Source organism: Chromobacterium sp. IRSSSOUMB001 (genome assembly GCF_023507765.1).
Classification (GTDB): Bacteria; Pseudomonadota; Gammaproteobacteria; order Burkholderiales; family Chromobacteriaceae; genus Chromobacterium; species Chromobacterium haemolyticum.
Genome location: NZ_JALCYU010000007.1, coordinates 127092 through 146932 on the forward strand (window position 1 = coordinate 127092; position 19841 = coordinate 146932).

Here is a 19841-nt window from a genome sequence, read left to right on the forward strand (position 1 = left end):
CCCCTTCAATCCAGCGTGAATACCGATGGCACAATATGTAATGTCCATGCTCCGCGTGAGCAAGATCGTTCCGCCCAAGCGCCAGATCATCAAGGACATCTCTCTGTCCTTCTTCCCCGGCGCCAAGATCGGCCTGCTGGGCCTGAACGGCGCGGGTAAATCCACCGTGCTGCGCATCATGGCCGGCGCGGACAAAGAATACGAGGGCGAGGTGCAACACCTGGCCGGCGTCAAAATCGGCTACCTGCCGCAGGAACCGCAGCTGGACCCCGAAAAAACCGTGCGCGAGGAAGTGGAAAGCGGCATGGGCGACGTAATGGGCGCGCAAAAGCGCCTGGAAGAAGTGTACGCCGCCTACGCTGAAGCGGACGCCGACTTCGATGCGCTGGCCGAAGAACAGGCCAAGCTGGAGGCCATCATCGCCGCCGGCGCCAACGACAACGTCGAACACCAGCTGGAAATCGCCGCCGACGCGCTACGCCTGCCGCCGTGGGACGCCAAGATCGGCCCGCTGTCCGGCGGCGAGAAGCGCCGCGTGGCGCTGTGCAAGCTGCTGCTGTCCAAGCCCGACATGCTGCTGCTGGACGAACCCACCAACCACCTGGACGCGGAATCGGTGGAATGGCTGGAGCAATTCCTGGTGCGCTTCCCCGGCACCGTGGTGGCCGTCACCCACGACCGCTACTTCCTGGACAATGCCGCCGAGTGGATTCTGGAACTGGACCGCGGCGAAGGCATTCCGTGGAAAGGCAATTACTCCAGCTGGCTCGAACAGAAGGAGGCCCGCCTGGCGCAGGAAGCCAAGAGCGAAGGCGCCCGCATGAAGGCGATGAAGCAGGAGCTGGAATGGGTGCGTCAGAACCCGAAAGGCCGCCAGGCCAAGTCCAAGGCGCGTTTGGCCCGTTTCGAAGAGCTGTCCAGCTACGAAACCCAAAAACGCAACGAGACCCAGGAAATCTTCATCCCCGTGGCCGAGCGCCTGGGCAATGAAGTCATCGAGTTCAAAGGCGTGTCCAAGGGCTTCGGCGACCGCCTGCTGATCGACAACCTGAGCTTTAAAGCTCCGCCGGGCGCCATCGTCGGCATCATCGGCCCCAACGGCGCCGGTAAATCGACCTTGTTCAAGATGATCGCCGGCAAAGAACAGCCGGACAGCGGCGAAGTCAGCATCGGCCAGACCGTGCAGATGGCCTTTGTCGAGCAGACCCGCGAGGGCCTGGACGGCGACAAGACCGTGTTCGAGGACGTAGCCGCCGGCGCCGACATTCTCACCGTCGGCAAATTCGAGATGTCCAGCCGCGCCTATCTCGGTCGCTTCAACTTCAAGGGCGCCGATCAGCAGAAGAAAGTGGGCATGCTTTCCGGCGGCGAACGCGGCCGCCTGCACCTGGCCAAAACCCTGCTCAAGGGCGGCAACGTGCTGCTGCTGGACGAACCGTCGAACGACCTTGACGTGGAAACCTTGCGCGCGCTGGAAGACGCCTTGCTGGAATACGCCGGCACCGTCTTCGTGATCTCGCACGACCGCTGGTTCCTGGACCGCATCGCCACCCATATTCTGGCGGCGGAAGGCGAGTCGCAATGGACCTTCTTCGACGGCAACTATCAGGAATACGAAGCCGACAAGAAGAAACGCCTGGGCGAGGAAGCCGCCAAGCCCAAGCGTATCCGCTACAAGCCGATCACCCGCTAAGGAGGTGTTGACGATCCGCTGCGTCGCGCGATCGTAAACAGGTTCGAAAAAGCCCGGACTCTCCGGGCTTTTTTCATGTGCTCACAGCGTCTTCAGACGCCCGCGGAAGTCCTCCAGCCGCTGGTAGCCCTTGGCCTGCATGATGGCGGCCAGTTCCGCCTCAATGCGGTCGAAGGCGCTGACGCCCTCCTCGTGCAGGCAGGTGCCCACTTGCACCGCGGTGGCGCCGGCCAGGATGTGCATGAAGGCCTCGGCCCCGCTCTTCACGCCGCCGCAGCCGATCACATGCTTGTCGGCCAGCAGCACGGCGAACTCGCGCACATTGGCCAGCGCCGTCGGCAGCACGTAATCGCCTCCCAGGCCGCCCAGCCCGCCCTTGGGCTTGATCACCGCCGACTCGCTGTCCAGATCTATCACCAGGCCGTTGCCCACCGAGTTGATGCAGGTGACGAAGCGCAGCAGCGGGAAGGCGTTCAACACCGCGGCCATGGCGGCGAAGTGGGCCGGGTCGAAATACGGCGGCAGCTTGACGCCGAACGGCCGCGCATAGCGCCGGCTGATCGCCTCCAGGGCCTCGGCGCTGGCGGCGAAGTCATAACCCAACTGCGGCTTGCCCGGAAGATTGGGGCAGGACAGGTTCACCTCCGGCAGGCAGGGCAGCTTGAGCGCCGCCAGTTCGGTCAGGATGGTCAGGGTGTCGTCCAGCGTCATGCCGGACACGGACAGGAACAACGGTTTGGCGTCGTCGTAAGCCTGGGCGTAGTCCAGGTAATAACGGTAGCCCTCGTTGGGCAGGCCCATGGAGTTGATGCTGCCCAGCGCGGTGCGTCGGTAACGCGGCTCCGGATTGCCGGCGCGCGGTTCCAGCGTGCAACTCTTGGTCACCACCGCGCCGGCGGCGGAACGGCGCACCTGCTCCAGTTCCTCCCGCGTGCGGCAATAGACGCCGGAAGCGTTGAACAAGGGGCTGGACATCTTCATGCCCAACCAGGAAACGGATAGATTCAGCGACATCGCGCCCTCCGGCGAATTCATCTGCCGGCGATGATAGACGGAGGCGGTCCCAGCCATGCTGCGCCATGTCAAAACCCGCGCGGTCGCCGCAAAAAAACGGCCGCCCGAAAGGCGGCCGTCTCAAGGTCAAAATACCCTGCGCTTACATTTGCGACTGAATATAGTTCTGCTCGCCCACCATATCGATCAGGCGCAGCTGCTGCTCCAGCCAGTGAGCGTGATCGTTCTCGGTTTCTTCCAGCAACACCATCAGTTCCTGACGCGTCACGTAGTCCTTCACGCTCTCGCAGTGGGCCACCACTTTTTTCAACAGGTTGCCGACGCGGTATTCCACTTCCAGATCGCTGGCCAGCATCGCCCGCACGTTCTCGCCCACCACGATGGGCACGCGCTTGGCCACATTGGGCTTGCCTTGCAAGAACAGGGTGCGCGCGATCAGCACCCGCGCGTGCGACAGCTCGTCCTCGCGTTCATGGTCGATGCGCTCGAACAGCTTGTGCAGACCGAAGTCCTTGTACATCTCGGCGTGGATGAAATACTGGTCCGCGGCGGATAGCTCTTCCGCCAGCAGTTCGTTCAGCAACTCGATGGTTTTGGGATCACCTTGCATAACGACCTCTTGTTGTTGTAGTTCAATGACGCCGGCTATCCGCCGGCGCGAACGGAATTCGCGAACCATTCATTCTAAGCTCTCAAGGCCACAGATGCACGCTGGCTTGATAAAACACGAACGACAACAGCCAAGCCAGGCTCACCGACCACGCCACCGCCATCGCGGTATAGGACTTGCTGCGCGACTCGCGGTACATCGCCGCCACCGTGGACAGGCAAGGCACGTAGATCAAGGTGAAGATCAGGAAACTCATCGCCGAACGCCAGTCCAGATGTTGCAGCAAGACAGCGCCCAGACCTGCCTCGGACACCCCGTAGATCACAGCCAGGCTGCCCAACAGAATCTCCTTGGCGATGAAACCGAACAGCAAGGCCGCCGCCAGTTCATGGCGAATGCCGATCGGGTCCAACACTGGAGCCAACAGGCCGCCCAAGACGTCGGCCAGCGTCTTGCCATCGCCGGCCGGCACATGAGTCAACAACCAGACCAACACCACCCCCAACAGGATGAAGCTGGAAGCCAGCTGCAGGAAGGCCCGCACCTCGCCCACCGCCCGGCCCAGCAAATGGCTCAAGCCGGGCAGCCGATACGGCGGCACTTCCAACAAGAAGGCTTCGCCCCCGGCGTAGCGACGCTTGAACACCCAAGCGGTGAACACCGCGACGGCGAAGCTCATCAGATAAAGCCCCATCAGCACCCACGGCGCCTGCGCCGCAGTGAACAGCAGCCCGGCGAAGAACACCACCACCTGCAGCCGCGCCGAGCACAGCGAGAACGGAATCACCAGCATGGTCAGCAGCCGCTGTTTGCGTTCGCGCATCACCCTGGTGCCCATGATGGCCGGCACATTGCAGCCAAAACCCATCAACTGCATCACGAAGCCGCGGCCATCCAGCCCCAATCGAGCCATAAAGGCATCGGTCAGATAGGCGGCGCGCGCCAGATAGCCGGAATCCTCCACCATCGCCATCAGTACGAAGAACACCAGCAAAATGGGCGCGAAGGTCAGTACCGTCGACACCCCCTGCCAGATCCCGTCCAGCGCCAGGCTCTGCACAATCTCAGGCAACGGCGCGAGCAAGGGCGCCAGCGCCTGCTCCTTGACCCAGTCCAGCCCGGCCCCGGCCAGCTCCTGCAAAGGCGTGCCGATCTGATAAGTCAGATTGAACAACAGCGCCATCAATGCGAAGAACAGCGGCAAGCCCAGCCACGGATGCATCAGCCAGTGGTCGATCTTTTCGGTCAGCCGCGCCGGCAGCATAGCCGGCAAGGCCCAGCAACCGTCCAGCAAGCGTTTGGCCTCCGCCATCGCCGCCTGGGTACCCGGTACCGCGTCCAGCCCCGCTCTCACGGCCGGAGCCTCGTCATTGGCCAGTCGGTTCAAACTCGCCATCAGCGGCGGCCAGCCTTGCATATGCCTGGCCGACACCAGCGATACCGGCGCACCCAGACGTTCCGACAAACACTCCACATCCAGGCTCACGCCCAGCGCCTTGGCCTCATCCGCCATATTCAGCACAACCTGGCAGTTGAGACCGCTGGCCAGCACCTGCAAGGCCAGCGGCAACTGCCGGTCCAGCTGGCTGGCGTTGAGCACCAGGATGGCGCCGTCGAAAGCGCTGGCCTGCAATACGTCGCGCACCACCGCCTCATCGTCGGAATAACCGGTCAGATCGTTGACGCCGGGCAGATCCACCAGTTCCACCATGTGGCCGCCCAACAGCAGGCGGGCGCTGCTCAATTCTATGGTCAGGCCCGGCCAGTTGCCGACGCGCTGCGACATGCCGGTGAGACGGTTGAACAAGGTGGACTTGCCGGTGTTAGGCAAGCCGATCAAGGCAAAGCGCTTCATGCCTCCATCCTCGCCAGGATGGAGCGCGCCAGGCTGCGGCGCAATAAAAAGCGGGTGGCGCCCACATCCAGCAGCAGCGGCCCGCCCAGCGGCGCCACCCTGCGCACGTAAAAACGGCTGCCTGGCGCCAGGCCAAAGGCGGCGACGCGGCGGAAGGCCTCTTCGGCCAGCTCCAGCCGCTCGACCACGCCGTGGCGGCCTGCGGGGAATGCATCCAGAGTCAACATGATGATCCGATCAAGAACGAGAATGGTTTGCATTAGTATATCCAGCCCATTCGCGTCGATCTGCGGCAAATCGCCGCAATTCCAGCCTCGCTTGACCTGTGTCAATGGCGCCCCGCTCTCGCCGCTACGCGCGGATTAGCCATAGCCGCATGCCGCGCTTGCGGTTAAAATCGCGGACAATCAATCGACAAGCTACGGGCCAAAGACAATGAGCATCAAATCGGACAAATGGATTCGCCGGATGGCGGACGAGTACAACATGATCGAACCCTTCGAGGCCAACCAGATCAAGATGGTGGATGGCCAGAAGGTGATCTCCTACGGTACCTCCAGTTACGGCTACGATATCCGCTGCGCCGACGAATTCAAGGTATTCACCAATATCAACAGCACCATCGTCGACCCTAAAAACTTCGACCCCAACTCCTTCGTGGAAGTCTCCGGCAAGGGCTATTGCATCATCCCGCCCAACAGCTTCGCGCTGGCTCGCACCGTCGAATATTTCCGCATTCCGCGCTCGGTGTTGACCGTATGCCTGGGCAAGTCCACTTACGCCCGTTGCGGCATCATCGTCAACGTCACCCCGTTCGAGCCGGAATGGGAAGGTTACGTAACCCTGGAGTTCTCCAACACCACGCCGCTACCGGCCAAAATCTACGCTAACGAGGGCGTGGCCCAGGTGCTGTTCTTCGAATCCGATGAAATCTGCGACGTGTCCTACAGTGACCGCGCCGGCAAATACATGGGCCAGGTGGGCGTGACGCTTCCGCGCCCCTGAACCGCTTCCCGCCTGCAAAAAAGGGATGGCCAAACCATCCCTTTGTCATTTAAACAACGCCAAATCCGTCCTCGCAATTTCACCTTAATGTTCTAGGATAAACAGAGGGTTAGCTGACTTTCCCGGTTGGTCGGCCCTTGTACAGCAATTGATTTCTTCTTGGGGCGTAGCGGTTCCCCCTTGCCGTTGCGCCCCTTTTTTTATCTCCCTGCCCAATTGCCCTTCTTCCGGTTTCTTGCCATGATCTTCGCTTTGGCGAAGGGCGAAAATATGCCGGACATATATGATTTTTCCATTGAGACTTTAAACGGGCAGGCACTGCCGCTGGCGGGCTATCGCGGCAAAGTGCTGCTGTTGGTCAACACCGCCAGCGAATGCGGCTTCACCGCGCAATTGGGCGCCCTGGAACAACTGTACCAGCGCTACCGCGATCAAGGCCTGGAAATCATCGGCTTTCCCTGCAATCAATTCGGCGGCCAAGAACCGGGGAATGCTTCCGCCATCGGTCAGTTCTGTCAAAAGAACTTTGGCGTCAGTTTCGCCTTGTCCGCCAAGATTGATGTCAACGGAGCGAATGCGCATCCGCTATGGCGCTATCTCGCCGCCGCCAAGCCTGGTCTACTGGGCAGCCGGCGCATCAAATGGAATTTCACCAAGTTTTTGATCGATGGCGAGGGGCGCATCCGCGGGCGTTTCGCCCCCTACGTCAAGCCAGCGGCGCTGGAACGCGTGATCGAAAGCCTGCTGCCGACATCCGCCGCCTGAACCGAGTTCAGCTCAACTCGCCGGACACGTAGAACCAGCGGCCGTCCTCGCGCGCAAAGCGGCTGCGCTCGCGCATGCGCTCGGCCTTGCCGCTCACTTTGTAGCGCGCGGCAAACTCCACCCACCCTTCGGTGTCGGCCTCGGCGCCGGCCTCTGTCGCCAGTACCTCCAGGCCCAGCCATTTGACCACGCCGGCATCCGCGGCCAGGTCCAGCGCCTGCGGCCGGGTGCTTGGATGCCAACTCGCCAGCAGATACGCCTCGTCGCCGCGCGCGTAAGCGGTATAGCGCGAACGCATCAAGGCTTCCGCCGTGGGCGCAGGTTCGCCGCCCTCGCTCAGATAACGGCCGCAACAGACCACGTAATCGCCGCCCAGTCCGCAGGGACAGCCGGCCGCGTCCGGCTTGGCTTTCTTGCCCATGTTCAAGCTCCCAAGGCCGGCAAGCCGTAGAGTTTGAGCAGGAAGTTAGTGAACGCGGGATCCGCCGGCTTGGGATTCATCTTGGGCCAGCGCCTCATCCACTCCCGTAAACGCTCATCCATCTTGGCTCGGAACGTATCCTGATCAATGCGCCCCGCCTCGCGCTCCACCGTCAGATAGCGGTACATGGCGAAGGTGTTGTCGTCGACGGGGTTGGCCCCCACCGCCTTGAGCCGGAATGCGCCCAACTGATCAGCAGCCGCCAGCCTGGTCAGTTCGCCGCTCTTGACCTTGTCTGCCAAACGGTTGGCCTCACGCAACAAAGCGTCCGACTTGGCGCTGGGCGCCGGAGCCGTCTGCTGCCGGCCCTTGGCCGGAGAGGAAGGATGCGAACTGATGGGCGCGCCCAGTTGTTGCAACGCGCTGCAAGCGGACAAGCTCAGGGCCATGGCGGCCCACAAGAAAAGACGTTTCATGCCGGGTATTCTACTCCTGTCCTGATTCGGCGCCGCCGCGCGGCGCGTTCTGCTGCGACCGCCTCGCCGGTGCCAATGTTCCGCCTCGCCAATGCAAAACAGCCTGACAAACGGATCTGTCAGGCTGTTTACGTTCTTGCCACGAGGCCGCGGCACGCTTATTCCGCGGCGTCGCCAGCGGGTTCGGCCGGAGCCGCAGCAGCCGGGGCCGGCTTGGGCGCGGACATTTGTTCCGCCGCCTTTTTCTCTTCCGCGCTCACCTCGCCCACCGGCTTGTTGGCCAGATCGAAACGCTTGCCGCCGCGCGCCAGTGACTTGACGTAGCGCGGCTTGCGACAGTGATTGGCCACTACGCGGGAGATCAGCGTCGAGTCGAACTGCGGCAAAGCCGCGATCAGGCTCTCATGGATGCCCAAGGCCAGCGGACGAAACTGGCGGAAAACGTCGAACTTGCTGTAGACATGATCCGCGATCATCTCGGTCTGCTTTTTCTTGGACAGACTTTGTACAGCGGACTTAAGTGCAGCACCGAGTGCCGTTTCAGTATTTGGCTTCATGAACTTCTATCTAGATCCATTGATGCAAAAGCAGCGCATGCTGCCTAATCAAGCGAAGCGCTGCAACCAGCCGCCCGACCAGCTTGACAGCCGGCGAAAAAATGACGACATCGTAATCAGGCTTGACCAACACGTGCAGACAAGACGTCTGCGCGCCGTGAAAAATCGCCGATCATGGCGGGTGTCCAGGAGCCATACCCAAGCGGCGCGGCCTACCAGGACGGGTATGCGGCCCCCGTACCCATCGGCCCGCCCTGCTTGCCGACGGCGAAGCCGAAGCCGACTTGACGGCAATGAATGAAAGCGCCAAGCGGAATCCTCCGGGCACTCCATAGCCGGGCTGGCGCTCACGAGGGTGGGAGAGTACTAAGTAATGCCCCTTTATGTCCAGCACTTGACGCCAATTGCGGCGTTTCCACCCCTATCCGTCTTTCTTTTGCCACTTTCCCCGCGCCAAACCGGCCTCCGGGCCTCAAACACGCTCTACGCGGCTCACAGGCAAGCGGCGGGAAAGCGGCGGTTCAAGCTGTCCCAATCCGTCGCCGCGTCCGGTCCGGCGCTCGCCACCACACAGGCGGCCAGCCGATTGCCCAGATCCACCGCATAATGCAGCGGCCAGCCGCTGGATAAACCGGCCAACAAACCGGCGCAATGCGCGTCGCCCGCGCCTATGGTATCCACCACCGACACTTGGTAGCCAGGCAGATGCCATGGCTCGTCGGTGCCCGGACAGACCCAGGCGCCATCCTGACCCAAGCGACAGATCAGCGTCAGTTTGTAGTCCTTGGCGAAACGCTGCGCAGCCGCCACCGGATCGCCCTGGCCGCACAATATGGCGATCTCGTCCCGGTTCAACGTCAATAAGGTTTCCGTGCCGCTCAAGCTGGACAGAAACGCCGGCTCCAGCAAGGCGACGCGCGGACCGGGGTCGATCACCCGCAACTGTTCCGACGGCAAGGCCAACAGCCAGGCGCGCAGAGCCCGCCCGCCTTCTCCCGCCAGTTCATAGCCGTTGGCGTACACCAAGGCGTCGGCGGGCAATGGCAACGCGTCCAGTTGCTCGCGACTCCACTCCCCTTCGCAGCCGGTGATGGAGATGAAGCTGCGCTCCCCGCTGGGCTCCACCATGGCCACGCACCAGCCATTGTCGCGATTCGCGTTGCGCAACAGCACCGGCAGTCCCAACTCCCGCATCGCCCGGTCTACCGCCGCGCCCCAGGGCCCGTTTCCCACCGGCATGCCGTTGATCACAGGAGCGTTCAACTGACACAGCGCCCTCGCCACATTGAAGGCGCAGCCGCCGATTTGGCGCTCCTGCTGCAAGGCCTCTACATCGCCGCCGCTTCGCGGCAGTTCCGGGAGAGTCAGCACCACATCCCCAACGGCGCCGCCCAAAGCCAGAATCGCCTTGATCGGATGATAACTTGGACACGGAATGGTCATGCGCGTCGCTCCTTCAGCAACAGATACAATCCATAAGCCAGCAAGCTGGTTCCAAAAGACACAAACAAGCCAAGGCTGGAATCCGCGAAGACCCCCACCGCCAACGGACCGTCGACAAAGCCGGTCTTGCTCACCAGCAGACCGCAGGCGGCGCCCAGCAGCCAGCACAGCAACGGCCCGCCGCGGAAGGCCTGCCGCCCATCGCCGGACAAGGCCACATCGTCATAGCCTTGACGATGACGCAGCAGCAGGTAATCCAGTACGAACACCGCCTCCCAGGCCGCCAGGAACACGCCGCAAAACAGCAAGAAGGAAATGAAGGGCCCCAGGAAATCGCTGGATACGAACAAAACGTAAGCGGCGATCGCCAACACGATAAGCGCATTGATGGAAACCGCCTGTGCCTGCCTGACCTTGACGCCTATGGTCAACAAATTGAGGCTGGCAGAATACAGACTGAGCACCGCCATGGTCACGATGCCCGCGGTCGCGGTCAGCAGATAGGGCACCGCCATCCAGGCCGGCAGCACCGCGCCTATCTTGGCGATGGGATTGGCCGCGCTGGCCAGGTCTGGAATCTGCGCAGACAGCAACACGCCGGTAAAAATCAGCAGCATCAAGGGCAGCGATGCCCCCGCCATCACCGCCCCGAAAATGCCGCCGTTGGATGAGCCGGACCGCTGGTAACGACTGTAGTCCGCGCCGGCGATCGCCCAACTAATGCCGGTGCCTGCGGCGATCACCGATACCGCCGGCCAGAAGCCGGTCAGCCAGTCGCCGTCCGGCCGCGCCATGATGGCGCCCCAGTTCGCAGTCGACGCCACATACAGGATCACCACCAGAGTCATGCTGCCGAAAATCCGGCTCAACCAGCTTTGCATCCACACCACGGTTGCCTGTCCCAGCAGGCTGACCACGATGGTCAAACCGATGAACAAGAACAAACACACCGCGGTCAGCAGGCGGCTCTCCGCTATACCCAGCGCCTGGCACAGCGCCGCCAGCGTCAAAGCGCCGGTCACCACGTTGACCGCCTCCCACCCCATCAGATTGAACCAGCTGAAGGCGGTAGGCGCGGCGTTGCCGCGCAGTCCAAAGATGGCCCGCGACAAGGTCAGCGTGGAAGTGCGGCCGCGCCGGCCCGCGATGCTGGTCACCCCCACCAGGGCGAAACTGGCCACCCCCAGCGCCGCGGCCAGTAAAGACTGAAAGAAGGACAGCCCGAAGCTGGTGACGATGCCGCCGTAAACCACGCCCAGAATGCCGATATTGGCCGCCAGCCACACCCAGAACAACTCAACGGGCCGGCCCTTGCACTCGTGCTCCGGCACCAAATCTATACCTGAGTTCTCCAGTCGCCAGCCCTCTACTGCTTGTACATCGCTCATCTGCTCACCCCCTAAACCGCAATGCGCTCAAAGCCCGCGCGTAAGATTCGAAATCAACGCCATTCACTTTCCGGATGCGCTCCCGCCATTCGGCGGGCAACGCGTCCGCGCCTCGCAAGGCGCCGCATACCGCGGTGGCCATCGCGCCGATGGTGTCGGTGTCGCCGCCCAGATTGGCCGCCAGCACCGCGCAACGGCGTGGGTCGCCTTGCGCGCAATCCACTAAGGCCAAGGCGGTCGGCACCGACTCTATCGTGTCCATGCCGGCCCCCAGCGTGCGGTACAGCTCGGCAACCACGGCCGCATCGCCCAGCCCCCGCAAACGCGCCGCCAGTTCGAATCCCCAATCCAAACGCCGGCTCAGCAGAGGACTGAAAGTGGTGACGCGCTCCAGCTGCGCCTGCTCGGCGACCCCAGGCAGTTCTGCCTTGATGCAGGGCCAATCCGCCCCCTCCACCGCTCGGGACACAGCCCAAGCAATAGCCGCGGCGCCGGCCACCGCGATATCGGACTGATGGGTGGGGCTGCAGCTTAGCCGCACCGCATGAATAAAAGCCTCGCGGTTCCCGCTGGGCAATAAGCAGCCCAAGGGAGCCACTCGCATCGCCGCCCCGTTGGTAATGCCGTTGGCGCCCAGCGAGTCGATGGACCGGCCGGACAAAATCGCCCTCAACGCGGCCTTCGAACTGGGTCCTAAAATGTTCTTGTTGAAGGCGTCGACGCCCTCGGCCCAAGCGATGATGTTGGCGGCGATGCGCTCCGGCTCAACCGCGCCGTCGGCGGCAATCAAGGCGTCCATCAAGGCAATGGCCTGCTGGGTGTCGTCGGTGAATTCCCCGGCGACAAACTCGGAAGCGGCGAAGTTCTCGGCAGGGCCGGGCAGGAAGTTGTCGATCCAACCAAAGAACGTCTGCACCTGCCGTTGCGGCCACAGCTCGGAAGGCATGCCCATCGCATCTCCCACCGCCTGCCCGTAAAGAGCCCCAAGAATGGACTGGTAGCCCTTGCTAATCATTGTCAAACCACTTCTCTCCGCCTGGATGCCAACGCCGAAGTCCGTTTAAGGCCCTGTTTATGGTCTGCTGAACGTCAGCGATACGGCGTTGAAAACGGCTTCAAAATACTCATGTACCGTCTGTACACTCCGCTTTTTCAGCCGTTTTCGCCTTGTCTCGCCCTTGCTCGCGAGATCGTAAACACGTTCTAAGGACTTTGATTGGCATCGTATGATAAGTCCAATGCAAATCCAATAGCACATAACCATACTATTGATCAGGAAAGCATGCCACAAAGCTTGAGTCGCTCTCACATGCCTTCGAGCATTGATTTAGACTGGAACGCGCATGCACAGGAGTTTTCATACGATATGAACGATATTCTGGAATGCTTGGCTGCCAGCCTACGGCAGCCTGGCGCCGCGCCGCGCTATCTGCTGATCGCCGACGCGCTGGAACAAGCCATCCGGCGGCATCAGTTGGCCGAAGGGACTTTCCTGCCGACAGAGCGGCTGATGGCGGAAAAACTGGGGCTGTCGCGCGTCACTATCAGCAAAGCGATGGCAGAGCTGGAACGCAAGCGGCTGATCACCCGCCAGCAAGGCCAAGGAACACGCGTCGCGCAGGCTTTCCGCTACTCGCTCAATGACAAAGGCGGCTTCACCGAGCAAGTGCTGCGCAGCGGCGGCAGCGTGGCCAATCAATGGCTGCTGCGGCAGCGTGAACGCGCGCCGGCCGCCATCGCCGGTCTGCTGCGGCTGCCCGCCGGCGCGGACATCGCCAAGCTACGCCGCCTGCGGATGATGGACGGCACGCCGGCTGCGCTGGAGACCACCTACATCCCGCTGACCTATTTGCCGGAGCCGGAGCGTCTAGAACACTCGCTCTACCAGTGGTGGGAACAGCATGGCGTGGAGATCGGCCATAAGCACTTCCGCCTGGCCTCCTGCCCGGCGGACCTGGATAGCGCCGCCCTATTGCATGTCCAGACCGGTACGCCGCTGCTGCGCATCCAGCAGACTAGTTTGAACTCGGCGGAACAGGTATTGGAATTCAGCGAAGTACTGTGCCGCAGCGATCTCTATGAATTCGAGGTGCGGCTTTAAGAGAGGCCGAAAAAAACCCGCCCAGCGCCTGGCTGTGCGGGTCGTTTTCGTCTCGTGGACGGTTTTGCCGTAGTGGTGCCCCGGGCCGGAATCGAACCGGCACGACCGAAGTCGAGGGATTTTAAGTCCCTTGTGTCTACCAATTTCACCACCGGGGCGGACAAAGAGACGGCGATTCTATCCCAGAGCCGGCCCGCTGGCAAACAGGGATGGCGATCAAGGCCATGGCACGCCGCTACGGAGAACTGCGGACTTGATTCCAATCCGGGATAAAAGAGAAAAAACCACTCTGAGCTTGGCGATTACGAGTACGGGCCAAACAAAGCAAAAGCCCCGCAAGTCTTTGACTTACGGGGCTTTAACTGGAGGCGGGGGTCGGAATCGAACCGGCGTAGACGGATTTGCAATCCGCTGCATAACCACTTTGCTACCCCGCCGTTACCGGCGAACTGTCAGCTTACGCTGACCGTTATGAATTTGGAGCGGGAAACGAGGCTCGAACTCGCGACCTCAACCTTGGCAAGGTTGCGCTCTACCAACTGAGCTATTCCCGCAGGGTACGACAACAACAAGCATGTATACGCTGGAGCGGGAAACGAGGCTCGAACTCGCGACCTCAACCTTGGCAAGGTTGCGCTCTACCAACTGAGCTATTCCCGCGTCGCACAATGCTATTGCAGAAGTTTTGGAGCGGGAAACGAGGCTCGAACTCGCGACCTCAACCTTGGCAAGGTTGCGCTCTACCAACTGAGCTATTCCCGCATTCAAAACTGCCGCAATACTTCTGCTTTCTCTTCGCTGCTGCTGGAGCAGCGCTGAGAGATGCGAATTATAAGGATTTATCAGGCACTGTCAACACTTCAAACATCAATTTTTTTCCCGGAAAACTCCTTGGCGGCCATCCGAAGATAATAAACCATTGACCACAAAGTCAAAATCACCGCCAAAACCATGAAGGCGTTGCCCAAAATTAATGTGGAGACGCCGGGAAGCAGCGGCCCGGCATAGAGCAGCAATAGAATCGCCACCATTTGCGCCGTGGTTTTGAGCTTGCCGATATAGGCCACCGCCACACTCTTGCGGGTGCCCATTTCCGCCATCCATTCGCGCAGCGCGGAAATCGCGATCTCTCGGCCGATGATGATCATCGCCATCCAGCCCTCGGTGCGCCCCATCTGCACCAGCAGGATCAAGGCCGCGGCGACGATCAGCTTGTCCGCCACCGGGTCTAGGAAGGCACCGAAGGCCGAGGTCTGCCCCAGCTTGCGCGCTAGGTAGCCGTCCAGCCAATCGGTGATCGCCGCCAATGCGAAGATGGCGGCGCCTACCTGATTACGGCTTTGCAGCAGCAGAACGGAATCCGGCAAAAAGAAAACCGCTACGCAGATAGGGATCAGGGCAACCCTGAGCCAGGTCAGGAATATCGGCAAATTGAAGGGCATCGGTGTCAGTAATCTTATTGTTTGCGGCTCGGTCAAAAACTGCGCGTTCGCCCCAAGCCACAACGGGACGCACAGCGATGGTTACAGTGTATAAACGATGGCGCGCCGGCAATCAATGCAGCGCGTTGTAAATCTTCTCCGCCAGCGTGCGACTGATGCCGTCCACCTGAGCCAGATCGTCCATGCTGGCAGCGGCCACGCCGCGCAGGCCGCCAAAACGCATCAGCAGCTGTTGCCGCCGCTTGGCCCCCACCCCCGGAATCTCCTCCAATGTGGACGCGGTGCGCGCCTTGGCTCGCCGCGCGCGGTGGCCGGTAATAGCGAAGCGGTGGGCCTCGTCGCGCACCGTCTGGATCAAATGCAGCGCAGGATGGTCCTGCCTCAACTGCAGGCTCTTGTCCAGATACGGCAGGATCAACGTTTCCAGGCCCGGCTTGCGCTCTTCTCCCTTGGCGATGCCGACGATGGGCAGGTTCAGGCCGATTTCGGCGAACACCTCCAAGGCCACGCCCACCTGCCCTTTGCCGCCGTCGATGAACACGGCATCCGGCAACTTGCCCTCTCCCGTCGCCAGCTTGCCGTAGCGACGTGACAGAACTTCGCGCATCGCGGCGTAATCGTCGCCGGGCTTGGCGGTTTCAATATTGTAGCGCCGGTATTCGCTTGGCTGCATCGCGCCCTTGTCGTAGATCACACAGGAAGCCACCGTGGCTTCGCCCATGGTGTGGCTGATATCGAAGCATTCAAAGCGGCCTGCGCCCTCCAACTCCAATACCTCGTTGAGCTGGGTCAGCCGCTGGTTCTGGGTGGCTTTGCTGTTGGCCCGCTGCATGATGGCCAGCTCGGCGTTCTTTTCCGCCATTTCCAGCCATACCCGCCGCTCCCCTATGGGGTTGCTGGCGATGGCCAGCTTGCGCTCGGCTTGCCGCTCCAGGTGCTGACGCAAGGTATCGGAAATTTCGCCGTTGATGATGATGGCCGGCGGCAAGGGCGCGCCCAGATAATGCTGGGCCAGGAAGGCCTCCAGGCTGTCCGCCAGTTCGCCCTCCTCCCCGCTGACCGGGAAAAAGCTCTTGTCGCCCAAATGACGGCCGCCGCGAATCATCACCAGATTGACGCAAAGCATGCCTTCCCGCTGTACCGCGGCCACCACGTCGCAATCTTGCTGGCTGGAGTTACTGGAAACGAACTGCTTCTCCTGCACCCGCGCCAGCGCCTGAATCTGGTCTCGCAGCTCCGCCGCCTGCTCGAACTCCATCGCCTCGGCCGCGGCCATCATGCGCTGGGTCAAACCGTCGATCAGCTCGCTCTGGCGGCCTTGCAGGAAAGCCACCGCGCTGGCCACGTCGCGCGCGTAGTCTTCCTTGGAGACATGATCGACGCAAGGGCCGGAACAGCGCTTGATCTGATACAGCAAACAGGGGCGGGAACGGTTGGCGAACACCGCGTCTTCGCAGGTGCGAAGCCGGAACACTTTTTGCAGGATCTGGATGCTTTCGCGCACCGCGTAGCCGTTGGGATACGGGCCGAAATACTGGTTCGGACGCTTGGGGTCGCCGCGGTAATAGGCCATCTGCGGAAATGCGTGGCCGGTCAGCATCAGATAGGGATAGGACTTGTCGTCGCGGAACAGAATATTGTAGCGCGGCGTCAATGCCTTGATCAGATTGTTCTCCAGGATCAGCGCTTCCGCCTCTGAGCGCGTAACCGTGGTTTCAATATCGGCGATCTGGCGCACCATCAGCTGGATGCGCGGTGATTGGTCGTTCTTCTGAAAGTAAGAGCTGACCCGCCGTTTCAAATCGATGGCTTTGCCGACATAAAGCACGCCGCCCGACGCGTCGAGCATTCGATACACGCCAGGCAGGTTGGGTAGGGAAACCAATACCGCCTTGTAGTCAAAAACCGTTTTCGCCACTTATTTTCCACACCAGATCTGCACATTGGCCTGCGCCTGGGCGATCAGTTCATTGCGCTGGGCATCGGTGGCCAGCGCATTGGAACCCGGCATGCGGATGCGGCTATTGGTCTGCACCGTGGCCAGTTGATTGCGGGCGTTCTGGCAATTCTGCTCGCGGATCTTGGCGTTGGCCTCCGCGACCTTGGCGTTCTCCGCGGCGATCTTGGCATTTTCCCCGCTCGCATCCTTGCCCATGGCCTTCTTGCTTTCCTTGGCCGGGGCCGAGGCCGGCGACGGCGCGCGCGTATTCATGCGGCGGGCGTTGGCGCTGGGCGGCGGCTGATCCGAATACACGGTTTTTCCGGCTTCGTCCTTCCATACGTAGACTTCCGCGCTGGCGGCGGAGGAGCCCAGCAAAGCCAGCAAAAAGGTCCATACTAAGGTTGACTTCATCATCGACTCCCTGACCCGAATTGCGCTGCAGATACTCAAATTGTAAGGCCTGCGCGGCCGGCCGGCAAAAAGGTAACAGGGTTGCGGGCGGAAAGCCCGTTTTTTTGCAATAGCGGCAATGCCTCGGTATAATGCCGCTTTGCCGCAAAGGAAACGCCAAGATGCGTATCATCGAGAAAGCCTATACTTTCGACGACGTTCTCCTCGTCCCGGCCCACTCTGAAGTTCTGCCGCGCGACGTAGTCCTCTCCACCAAGCTTACCCGCAACATCACCCTGAACCTGCCCTTGGTGTCCGCCGCCATGGACACAGTGACCGAAGCCCGTCTTGCCATCGCCATGGCTCAAGAAGGCGGTATCGGCATCGTGCACAAAAACATGGACCCCGCGAAACAAGCCAGCGAAGTGTCCAAGGTGAAACGCCATGAAAGCGGCGTGGTCAAGGATCCCATCACCATCGCCCCGGACATGCTGGTGCGCGACCTGGTGCTGCTGACCCGCCACCACAAGATTTCCGGCCTGCCAGTGATCGAAAACGGCAAGGTGGTCGGCATCGTCACCAACCGCGACTTGCGCTTCGAGACCCGCCTGGACCAGACCGTCGGCTCCATCATGACCCCGCGCGAGCGTCTGATCACCGTCAAGGAAGGCGCCAGCATCGACGAGGCCCGCGAGTTGATGCACACCCACCGCCTGGAACGCGTGCTGGTGATCAACGACGCCTGGGAGTTGAAGGGCCTGATCACGGTCAAGGACATCATCAAGACCAGCGAGCACCCCAACGCCAATAAAGACAGCCAAGGTCGCCTGCGCGTGGGCGCGGCCGTCGGCACCGGCGGCGACACCGAAGAGCGCGTGATCGCGCTGGTGAAGGCCGGTGTGGACGTGATCGTGGTCGATACCGCACACGGCCACAGCCAGGGCGTGATTGAGCGAGTGCGTTGGGTGAAGAAGAACTTCCCGCAAGTGGACGTGATCGGCGGCAACATCGCCACCGCCGCCGCCGCGATGGCGCTGGTTGACGCCGGCGCCGACGGCGTCAAGGTCGGCATCGGCCCCGGCTCCATCTGCACCACCCGTATCGTAGCCGGCGTGGGCGTACCGCAGCTGACCGCCATCCACAATGTATCCGAGGCGCTGAAGGGCACTGGCGTGCCGATGATCGCCGACGGCGGCATTCGCTTCTCCGGCGACATCTCCAAGGCGCTGGCCGCAGGCGGCAACTGCGTGATGCTGGGCGGCATGTTCGCCGGCACAGAGGAAGCCCCGGGCGAAGTCGAGCTGTTCCAGGGTCGTTCCTACAAGTCCTACCGCGGCATGGGCAGCTTGGGCGCGATGAGCCAGGGCTCGTCCGACCGCTACTTCCAGGATAATGAAGGCAATGTGGAAAAGCTGGTGCCGGAAGGCATCGAAGGCCGCGTGCCGTACAAGGGCTCCATCGGCCAGGTGATCCACCAGTTGGTGGGCGGCCTGCGCTCCTCGATGGGCTACCTTGGCTGCGCCACCATCGCCGACATGCACGCCAAAGCGGAGTTCGTGGAAATCACCTCCGCCGGCATCCAGGAATCTCACGTCCACGACGTGCAGATCACCAAGGAAGCGCCGAACTACCACGTATCCCGTTAAGACCCGACGTCGTCTGGCACCCTTTACGGCAAAACCCGCGCCAAACGGCGCGGGTTTTTTCATGGCTGAGCCACAAACGCGGTCAGAACGTGTTTCCGATCTCGCGAGCTAAGGCGAGACAAGGCGAAAACGAGCGAACAAAGCGGAATGTACAAGTGGTACATGAGCATTTTGAGCTCGTACTCACCGTGCAACGCTTCACGACGCGCAGCAGATCGTAAACAGGTTCTCAGGCCAGCGACAACATCAGCCGAGTGCGCAAGGCGGTGGGCGGATTGTCGTAAGGCGAATTCAAATACTCTTCCACGCACGGCACCTCGCCGAGCGCGCGCCCGCTGTCGGGCAACCAGTGCCGGTACAGCCAGGACCAGACCGTGGACAGCTCCGCGTACGGCCCAAGATGCGTCACGCAAGCGTACTCTCCGGCGGGAATCTCCCCCCATTCAAACCCATCCGGCAGCGGCCGCTCCTCCCAGGAATCCGGCACAGTCACGCAGGCGATGGAGCGCAGCTTGGCCTCCTCCGTCTGTTCCGTGTCATCCAGATACATCCCGAATATGCGACCTGGCGCGTCGCCGACTGCGCAACCCGGGCTGATGGCCTGCAAAGCGCCGAAAGCTTGGCCGATTTCCATATAACTGCCGACATGGCGGCGCATCAGCACCTTCAGCCCCTTATCTTGCTTGAGCAATGTCACTTCATGCATAACGGTCTCCCAGTCTTGCCTAGAAATGAACGCTCTGCGCTGGCGATAGCGGCCCGGACTCTCACCGTAAGCCCTGGCGAAGGCCCGGACAAAGGCCGCAGTGCCGCCGTAGCCGGCGCGCGCCGCCACCCTCGACAAAGGCAGCGAGCCGCCGTTCAACTGTCCGGCCGCACGATGCAGCAACAACCGCTGCCGGGTCTCTCCCACCGTTTCGGCCATCAGGCCGCGATACACGCGGTGAAAGTGAAAGGGCGACAAGCAGGCCTCCTCCGCCAACCTTTCCAGCGGCACCGGCCCATCCAGATGACGCCACAAGTAGTCCAGCACTCGCAGCATCCGCCACAAATACGGCGAATCCGGGCCGCCGTTGCGATAGAGCGTTCTCAT

19 protein-coding genes and 5 tRNA genes are annotated in these 19841 nt (G+C 61.7%); 5 read left to right on the plus strand and 19 right to left on the minus strand.

Going from position 1 to position 19841, the window contains the following annotated elements; genetic code table 11:
• Positions 1–25: 25 nt before the first annotated feature.
• Entirely contained in the window at positions 26–1693 is a 1668-nt protein-coding gene (gene ettA, locus MOV80_RS11400) for an energy-dependent translational throttle protein EttA (RefSeq protein ID WP_039753826.1), read from the plus strand.
• Between the two features lie 81 nt (positions 1694–1774).
• Here the strand turns inward: ettA and MOV80_RS11405 are convergent, their stop codons facing one another.
• The 4 genes from MOV80_RS11405 to MOV80_RS11420 all read right to left on the minus strand — a co-directional run bounded on the left by MOV80_RS11405 (position 1775) and on the right by MOV80_RS11420 (position 5432).
• Positions 1775–2707, minus strand: coding sequence for a dihydroorotate oxidase (locus MOV80_RS11405; RefSeq protein WP_118268639.1), 933 nt, complete (start codon positions 2705–2707; stop codon positions 1775–1777).
• 142 nt (positions 2708–2849) lie between these two features.
• Positions 2850–3317: a bacterioferritin gene (bfr, locus tag MOV80_RS11410; protein WP_043591049.1), complete on the minus strand. Its 468-nt coding sequence runs from the start codon at positions 3315–3317 to the stop codon at positions 2850–2852.
• An 82-nt stretch (positions 3318–3399) separates the two neighbouring features.
• The gene (gene feoB, locus MOV80_RS11415; RefSeq protein WP_043590983.1) at positions 3400–5172 is read right to left on the minus strand and encodes a ferrous iron transport protein B; all 1773 of its coding nucleotides are present in this window, start codon (positions 5170–5172) and stop codon (positions 3400–3402) included.
• Positions 5169–5432, minus strand: coding sequence for a FeoA family protein (locus tag MOV80_RS11420; protein WP_043590981.1), 264 nt, complete (start codon positions 5430–5432; stop codon positions 5169–5171). The genes feoB and MOV80_RS11420 overlap by 4 nt, the downstream gene beginning before the upstream one ends.
• Before the next feature lie 175 nt (positions 5433–5607).
• On the opposite strand from MOV80_RS11420, the gene dcd reads away from it, so the two are divergent.
• Entirely contained in the window at positions 5608–6177 is a 570-nt protein-coding gene (dcd, locus tag MOV80_RS11425; protein ID WP_019100498.1) for a dCTP deaminase, read from the plus strand.
• A 270-nt stretch (positions 6178–6447) separates the two neighbouring features.
• On the plus strand, positions 6448–6942 hold the full coding sequence (locus MOV80_RS11430; RefSeq protein WP_249605112.1) for a glutathione peroxidase: 495 nt from the start codon (positions 6448–6450) through the stop codon (positions 6940–6942).
• A gap of 7 nt (positions 6943–6949) precedes the next feature.
• On the opposite strand, the gene MOV80_RS11435 is transcribed toward MOV80_RS11430, so the two are convergent.
• The 6 genes from MOV80_RS11435 to MOV80_RS11460 form a co-directional block, all read right to left on the minus strand.
• The gene (locus MOV80_RS11435; protein WP_249605113.1) at positions 6950–7363 is read right to left on the minus strand and encodes a YchJ family metal-binding protein; all 414 of its coding nucleotides are present in this window, start codon (positions 7361–7363) and stop codon (positions 6950–6952) included.
• Between the two features lie 2 nt (positions 7364–7365).
• Complete coding sequence (locus MOV80_RS11440; protein WP_019100501.1) at positions 7366–7839, minus strand: hypothetical protein; 474 nt, start codon at positions 7837–7839, stop codon at positions 7366–7368.
• A 158-nt stretch (positions 7840–7997) separates the two neighbouring features.
• The gene (locus MOV80_RS11445; RefSeq protein WP_039753830.1) at positions 7998–8396 is read right to left on the minus strand and encodes a ProQ/FINO family protein; all 399 of its coding nucleotides are present in this window, start codon (positions 8394–8396) and stop codon (positions 7998–8000) included.
• A 492-nt stretch (positions 8397–8888) separates the two neighbouring features.
• Positions 8889–9839, minus strand: coding sequence for a PfkB family carbohydrate kinase (locus MOV80_RS11450; RefSeq protein ID WP_019100503.1), 951 nt, complete (start codon positions 9837–9839; stop codon positions 8889–8891).
• A complete protein-coding gene (locus MOV80_RS11455) occupies positions 9836–11227 on the minus strand; it encodes a cytosine permease (RefSeq protein ID WP_039753832.1) in 1392 nt (463 codons plus the stop codon). Before MOV80_RS11455 ends, MOV80_RS11450 begins: the two co-directional genes overlap by 4 nt.
• 4 nt (positions 11228–11231) lie before the next feature.
• Positions 11232–12242, minus strand: coding sequence for an ADP-ribosylglycohydrolase family protein (locus MOV80_RS11460; protein WP_118268195.1), 1011 nt, complete (start codon positions 12240–12242; stop codon positions 11232–11234).
• A gap of 351 nt (positions 12243–12593) precedes the next feature.
• On the opposite strand from MOV80_RS11460, the gene MOV80_RS11465 reads away from it, so the two are divergent.
• Positions 12594–13328 carry a GntR family transcriptional regulator gene (locus MOV80_RS11465; RefSeq protein ID WP_118268196.1) on the plus strand — a complete coding sequence of 245 codons (735 nt, stop codon included), beginning with the start codon at positions 12594–12596 and terminating at the stop codon, positions 13326–13328.
• Between the two features lie 73 nt (positions 13329–13401).
• Here MOV80_RS11465 and MOV80_RS11470 read toward each other — a convergent pair.
• The 8 genes from MOV80_RS11470 to MOV80_RS11505 all read right to left on the minus strand — a co-directional run bounded on the left by MOV80_RS11470 (position 13402) and on the right by MOV80_RS11505 (position 17123).
• Positions 13402–13486: transfer RNA gene (locus tag MOV80_RS11470), tRNA-Leu, on the minus strand.
• 205 nt (positions 13487–13691) lie between these two features.
• Positions 13692–13765, minus strand: a tRNA-Cys gene (locus MOV80_RS11475).
• 41 nt (positions 13766–13806) lie between these two features.
• Positions 13807–13882 (minus strand) — tRNA-Gly (locus MOV80_RS11480).
• Positions 13883–13912: 30 nt separating this feature from the next.
• A tRNA-Gly gene (locus MOV80_RS11485) sits at positions 13913–13988 on the minus strand.
• Positions 13989–14014: 26 nt separating this feature from the next.
• Positions 14015–14090 (minus strand) — tRNA-Gly (locus MOV80_RS11490).
• A 98-nt stretch (positions 14091–14188) separates the two neighbouring features.
• The gene (pgsA, locus tag MOV80_RS11495; protein ID WP_019100077.1) at positions 14189–14770 is read right to left on the minus strand and encodes a CDP-diacylglycerol--glycerol-3-phosphate 3-phosphatidyltransferase; all 582 of its coding nucleotides are present in this window, start codon (positions 14768–14770) and stop codon (positions 14189–14191) included.
• Between the two features lie 112 nt (positions 14771–14882).
• The gene (uvrC, locus tag MOV80_RS11500) at positions 14883–16688 is read right to left on the minus strand and encodes an excinuclease ABC subunit UvrC (protein ID WP_107732733.1); all 1806 of its coding nucleotides are present in this window, start codon (positions 16686–16688) and stop codon (positions 14883–14885) included.
• Positions 16689–17123, minus strand: coding sequence for a DUF4124 domain-containing protein (locus tag MOV80_RS11505; protein WP_157221979.1), 435 nt, complete (start codon positions 17121–17123; stop codon positions 16689–16691).
• 161 nt (positions 17124–17284) lie between these two features.
• Between MOV80_RS11505 and guaB the strand changes: the two genes are divergently transcribed.
• Positions 17285–18748 (plus strand): IMP dehydrogenase, encoded by a 1464-nt coding sequence (guaB, locus tag MOV80_RS11510; protein ID WP_019100074.1) that lies wholly within the window; start codon positions 17285–17287, stop codon positions 18746–18748.
• 229 nt (positions 18749–18977) lie between these two features.
• Here guaB and MOV80_RS11515 read toward each other — a convergent pair whose 3' ends face one another.
• Positions 18978–19841 carry an AraC family transcriptional regulator gene (locus MOV80_RS11515; RefSeq protein WP_043590966.1) on the minus strand — a complete coding sequence of 288 codons (864 nt, stop codon included), beginning with the start codon at positions 19839–19841 and terminating at the stop codon, positions 18978–18980.

Excerpts from the sequence above, each read along its gene's own strand:
- ettA (WP_039753826.1), top strand. The coding sequence starts at position 26 with ATGGCACAATATGTAATGTCCATGCTCCGCGTGAGCAAGATCGTTCCG.
- MOV80_RS11405 (WP_118268639.1), bottom strand. The coding sequence starts at position 2,707 with ATGTCGCTGAATCTATCCGTTTCCTGGTTGGGCATGAAGATGTCCAGC.
- bfr (WP_043591049.1), bottom strand. The coding sequence starts at position 3,317 with ATGCAAGGTGATCCCAAAACCATCGAGTTGCTGAACGAACTGCTGGCG.
- feoB (WP_043590983.1), bottom strand. The coding sequence starts at position 5,172 with ATGAAGCGCTTTGCCTTGATCGGCTTGCCTAACACCGGCAAGTCCACC.
- MOV80_RS11420 (WP_043590981.1), bottom strand. The coding sequence starts at position 5,432 with ATGCAAACCATTCTCGTTCTTGATCGGATCATCATGTTGACTCTGGAT.
- dcd (WP_019100498.1), top strand. The coding sequence starts at position 5,608 with ATGAGCATCAAATCGGACAAATGGATTCGCCGGATGGCGGACGAGTAC.
- MOV80_RS11430 (WP_249605112.1), top strand. The coding sequence starts at position 6,448 with ATGCCGGACATATATGATTTTTCCATTGAGACTTTAAACGGGCAGGCA.
- MOV80_RS11435 (WP_249605113.1), bottom strand. The coding sequence starts at position 7,363 with ATGGGCAAGAAAGCCAAGCCGGACGCGGCCGGCTGTCCCTGCGGACTG.
- MOV80_RS11440 (WP_019100501.1), bottom strand. The coding sequence starts at position 7,839 with ATGAAACGTCTTTTCTTGTGGGCCGCCATGGCCCTGAGCTTGTCCGCT.
- MOV80_RS11445 (WP_039753830.1), bottom strand. The coding sequence starts at position 8,396 with ATGAAGCCAAATACTGAAACGGCACTCGGTGCTGCACTTAAGTCCGCT.
- MOV80_RS11450 (WP_019100503.1), bottom strand. The coding sequence starts at position 9,839 with ATGACCATTCCGTGTCCAAGTTATCATCCGATCAAGGCGATTCTGGCT.
- MOV80_RS11455 (WP_039753832.1), bottom strand. The coding sequence starts at position 11,227 with ATGAGCGATGTACAAGCAGTAGAGGGCTGGCGACTGGAGAACTCAGGT.
- MOV80_RS11460 (WP_118268195.1), bottom strand. The coding sequence starts at position 12,242 with ATGATTAGCAAGGGCTACCAGTCCATTCTTGGGGCTCTTTACGGGCAG.
- MOV80_RS11465 (WP_118268196.1), top strand. The coding sequence starts at position 12,594 with ATGAACGATATTCTGGAATGCTTGGCTGCCAGCCTACGGCAGCCTGGC.
- pgsA (WP_019100077.1), bottom strand. The coding sequence starts at position 14,770 with ATGCCCTTCAATTTGCCGATATTCCTGACCTGGCTCAGGGTTGCCCTG.
- MOV80_RS11505 (WP_157221979.1), bottom strand. The coding sequence starts at position 17,123 with ATGAAGTCAACCTTAGTATGGACCTTTTTGCTGGCTTTGCTGGGCTCC.
- guaB (WP_019100074.1), top strand. The coding sequence starts at position 17,285 with ATGCGTATCATCGAGAAAGCCTATACTTTCGACGACGTTCTCCTCGTC.
- MOV80_RS11515 (WP_043590966.1), bottom strand. The coding sequence starts at position 19,841 with ATGAGAACGCTCTATCGCAACGGCGGCCCGGATTCGCCGTATTTGTGG.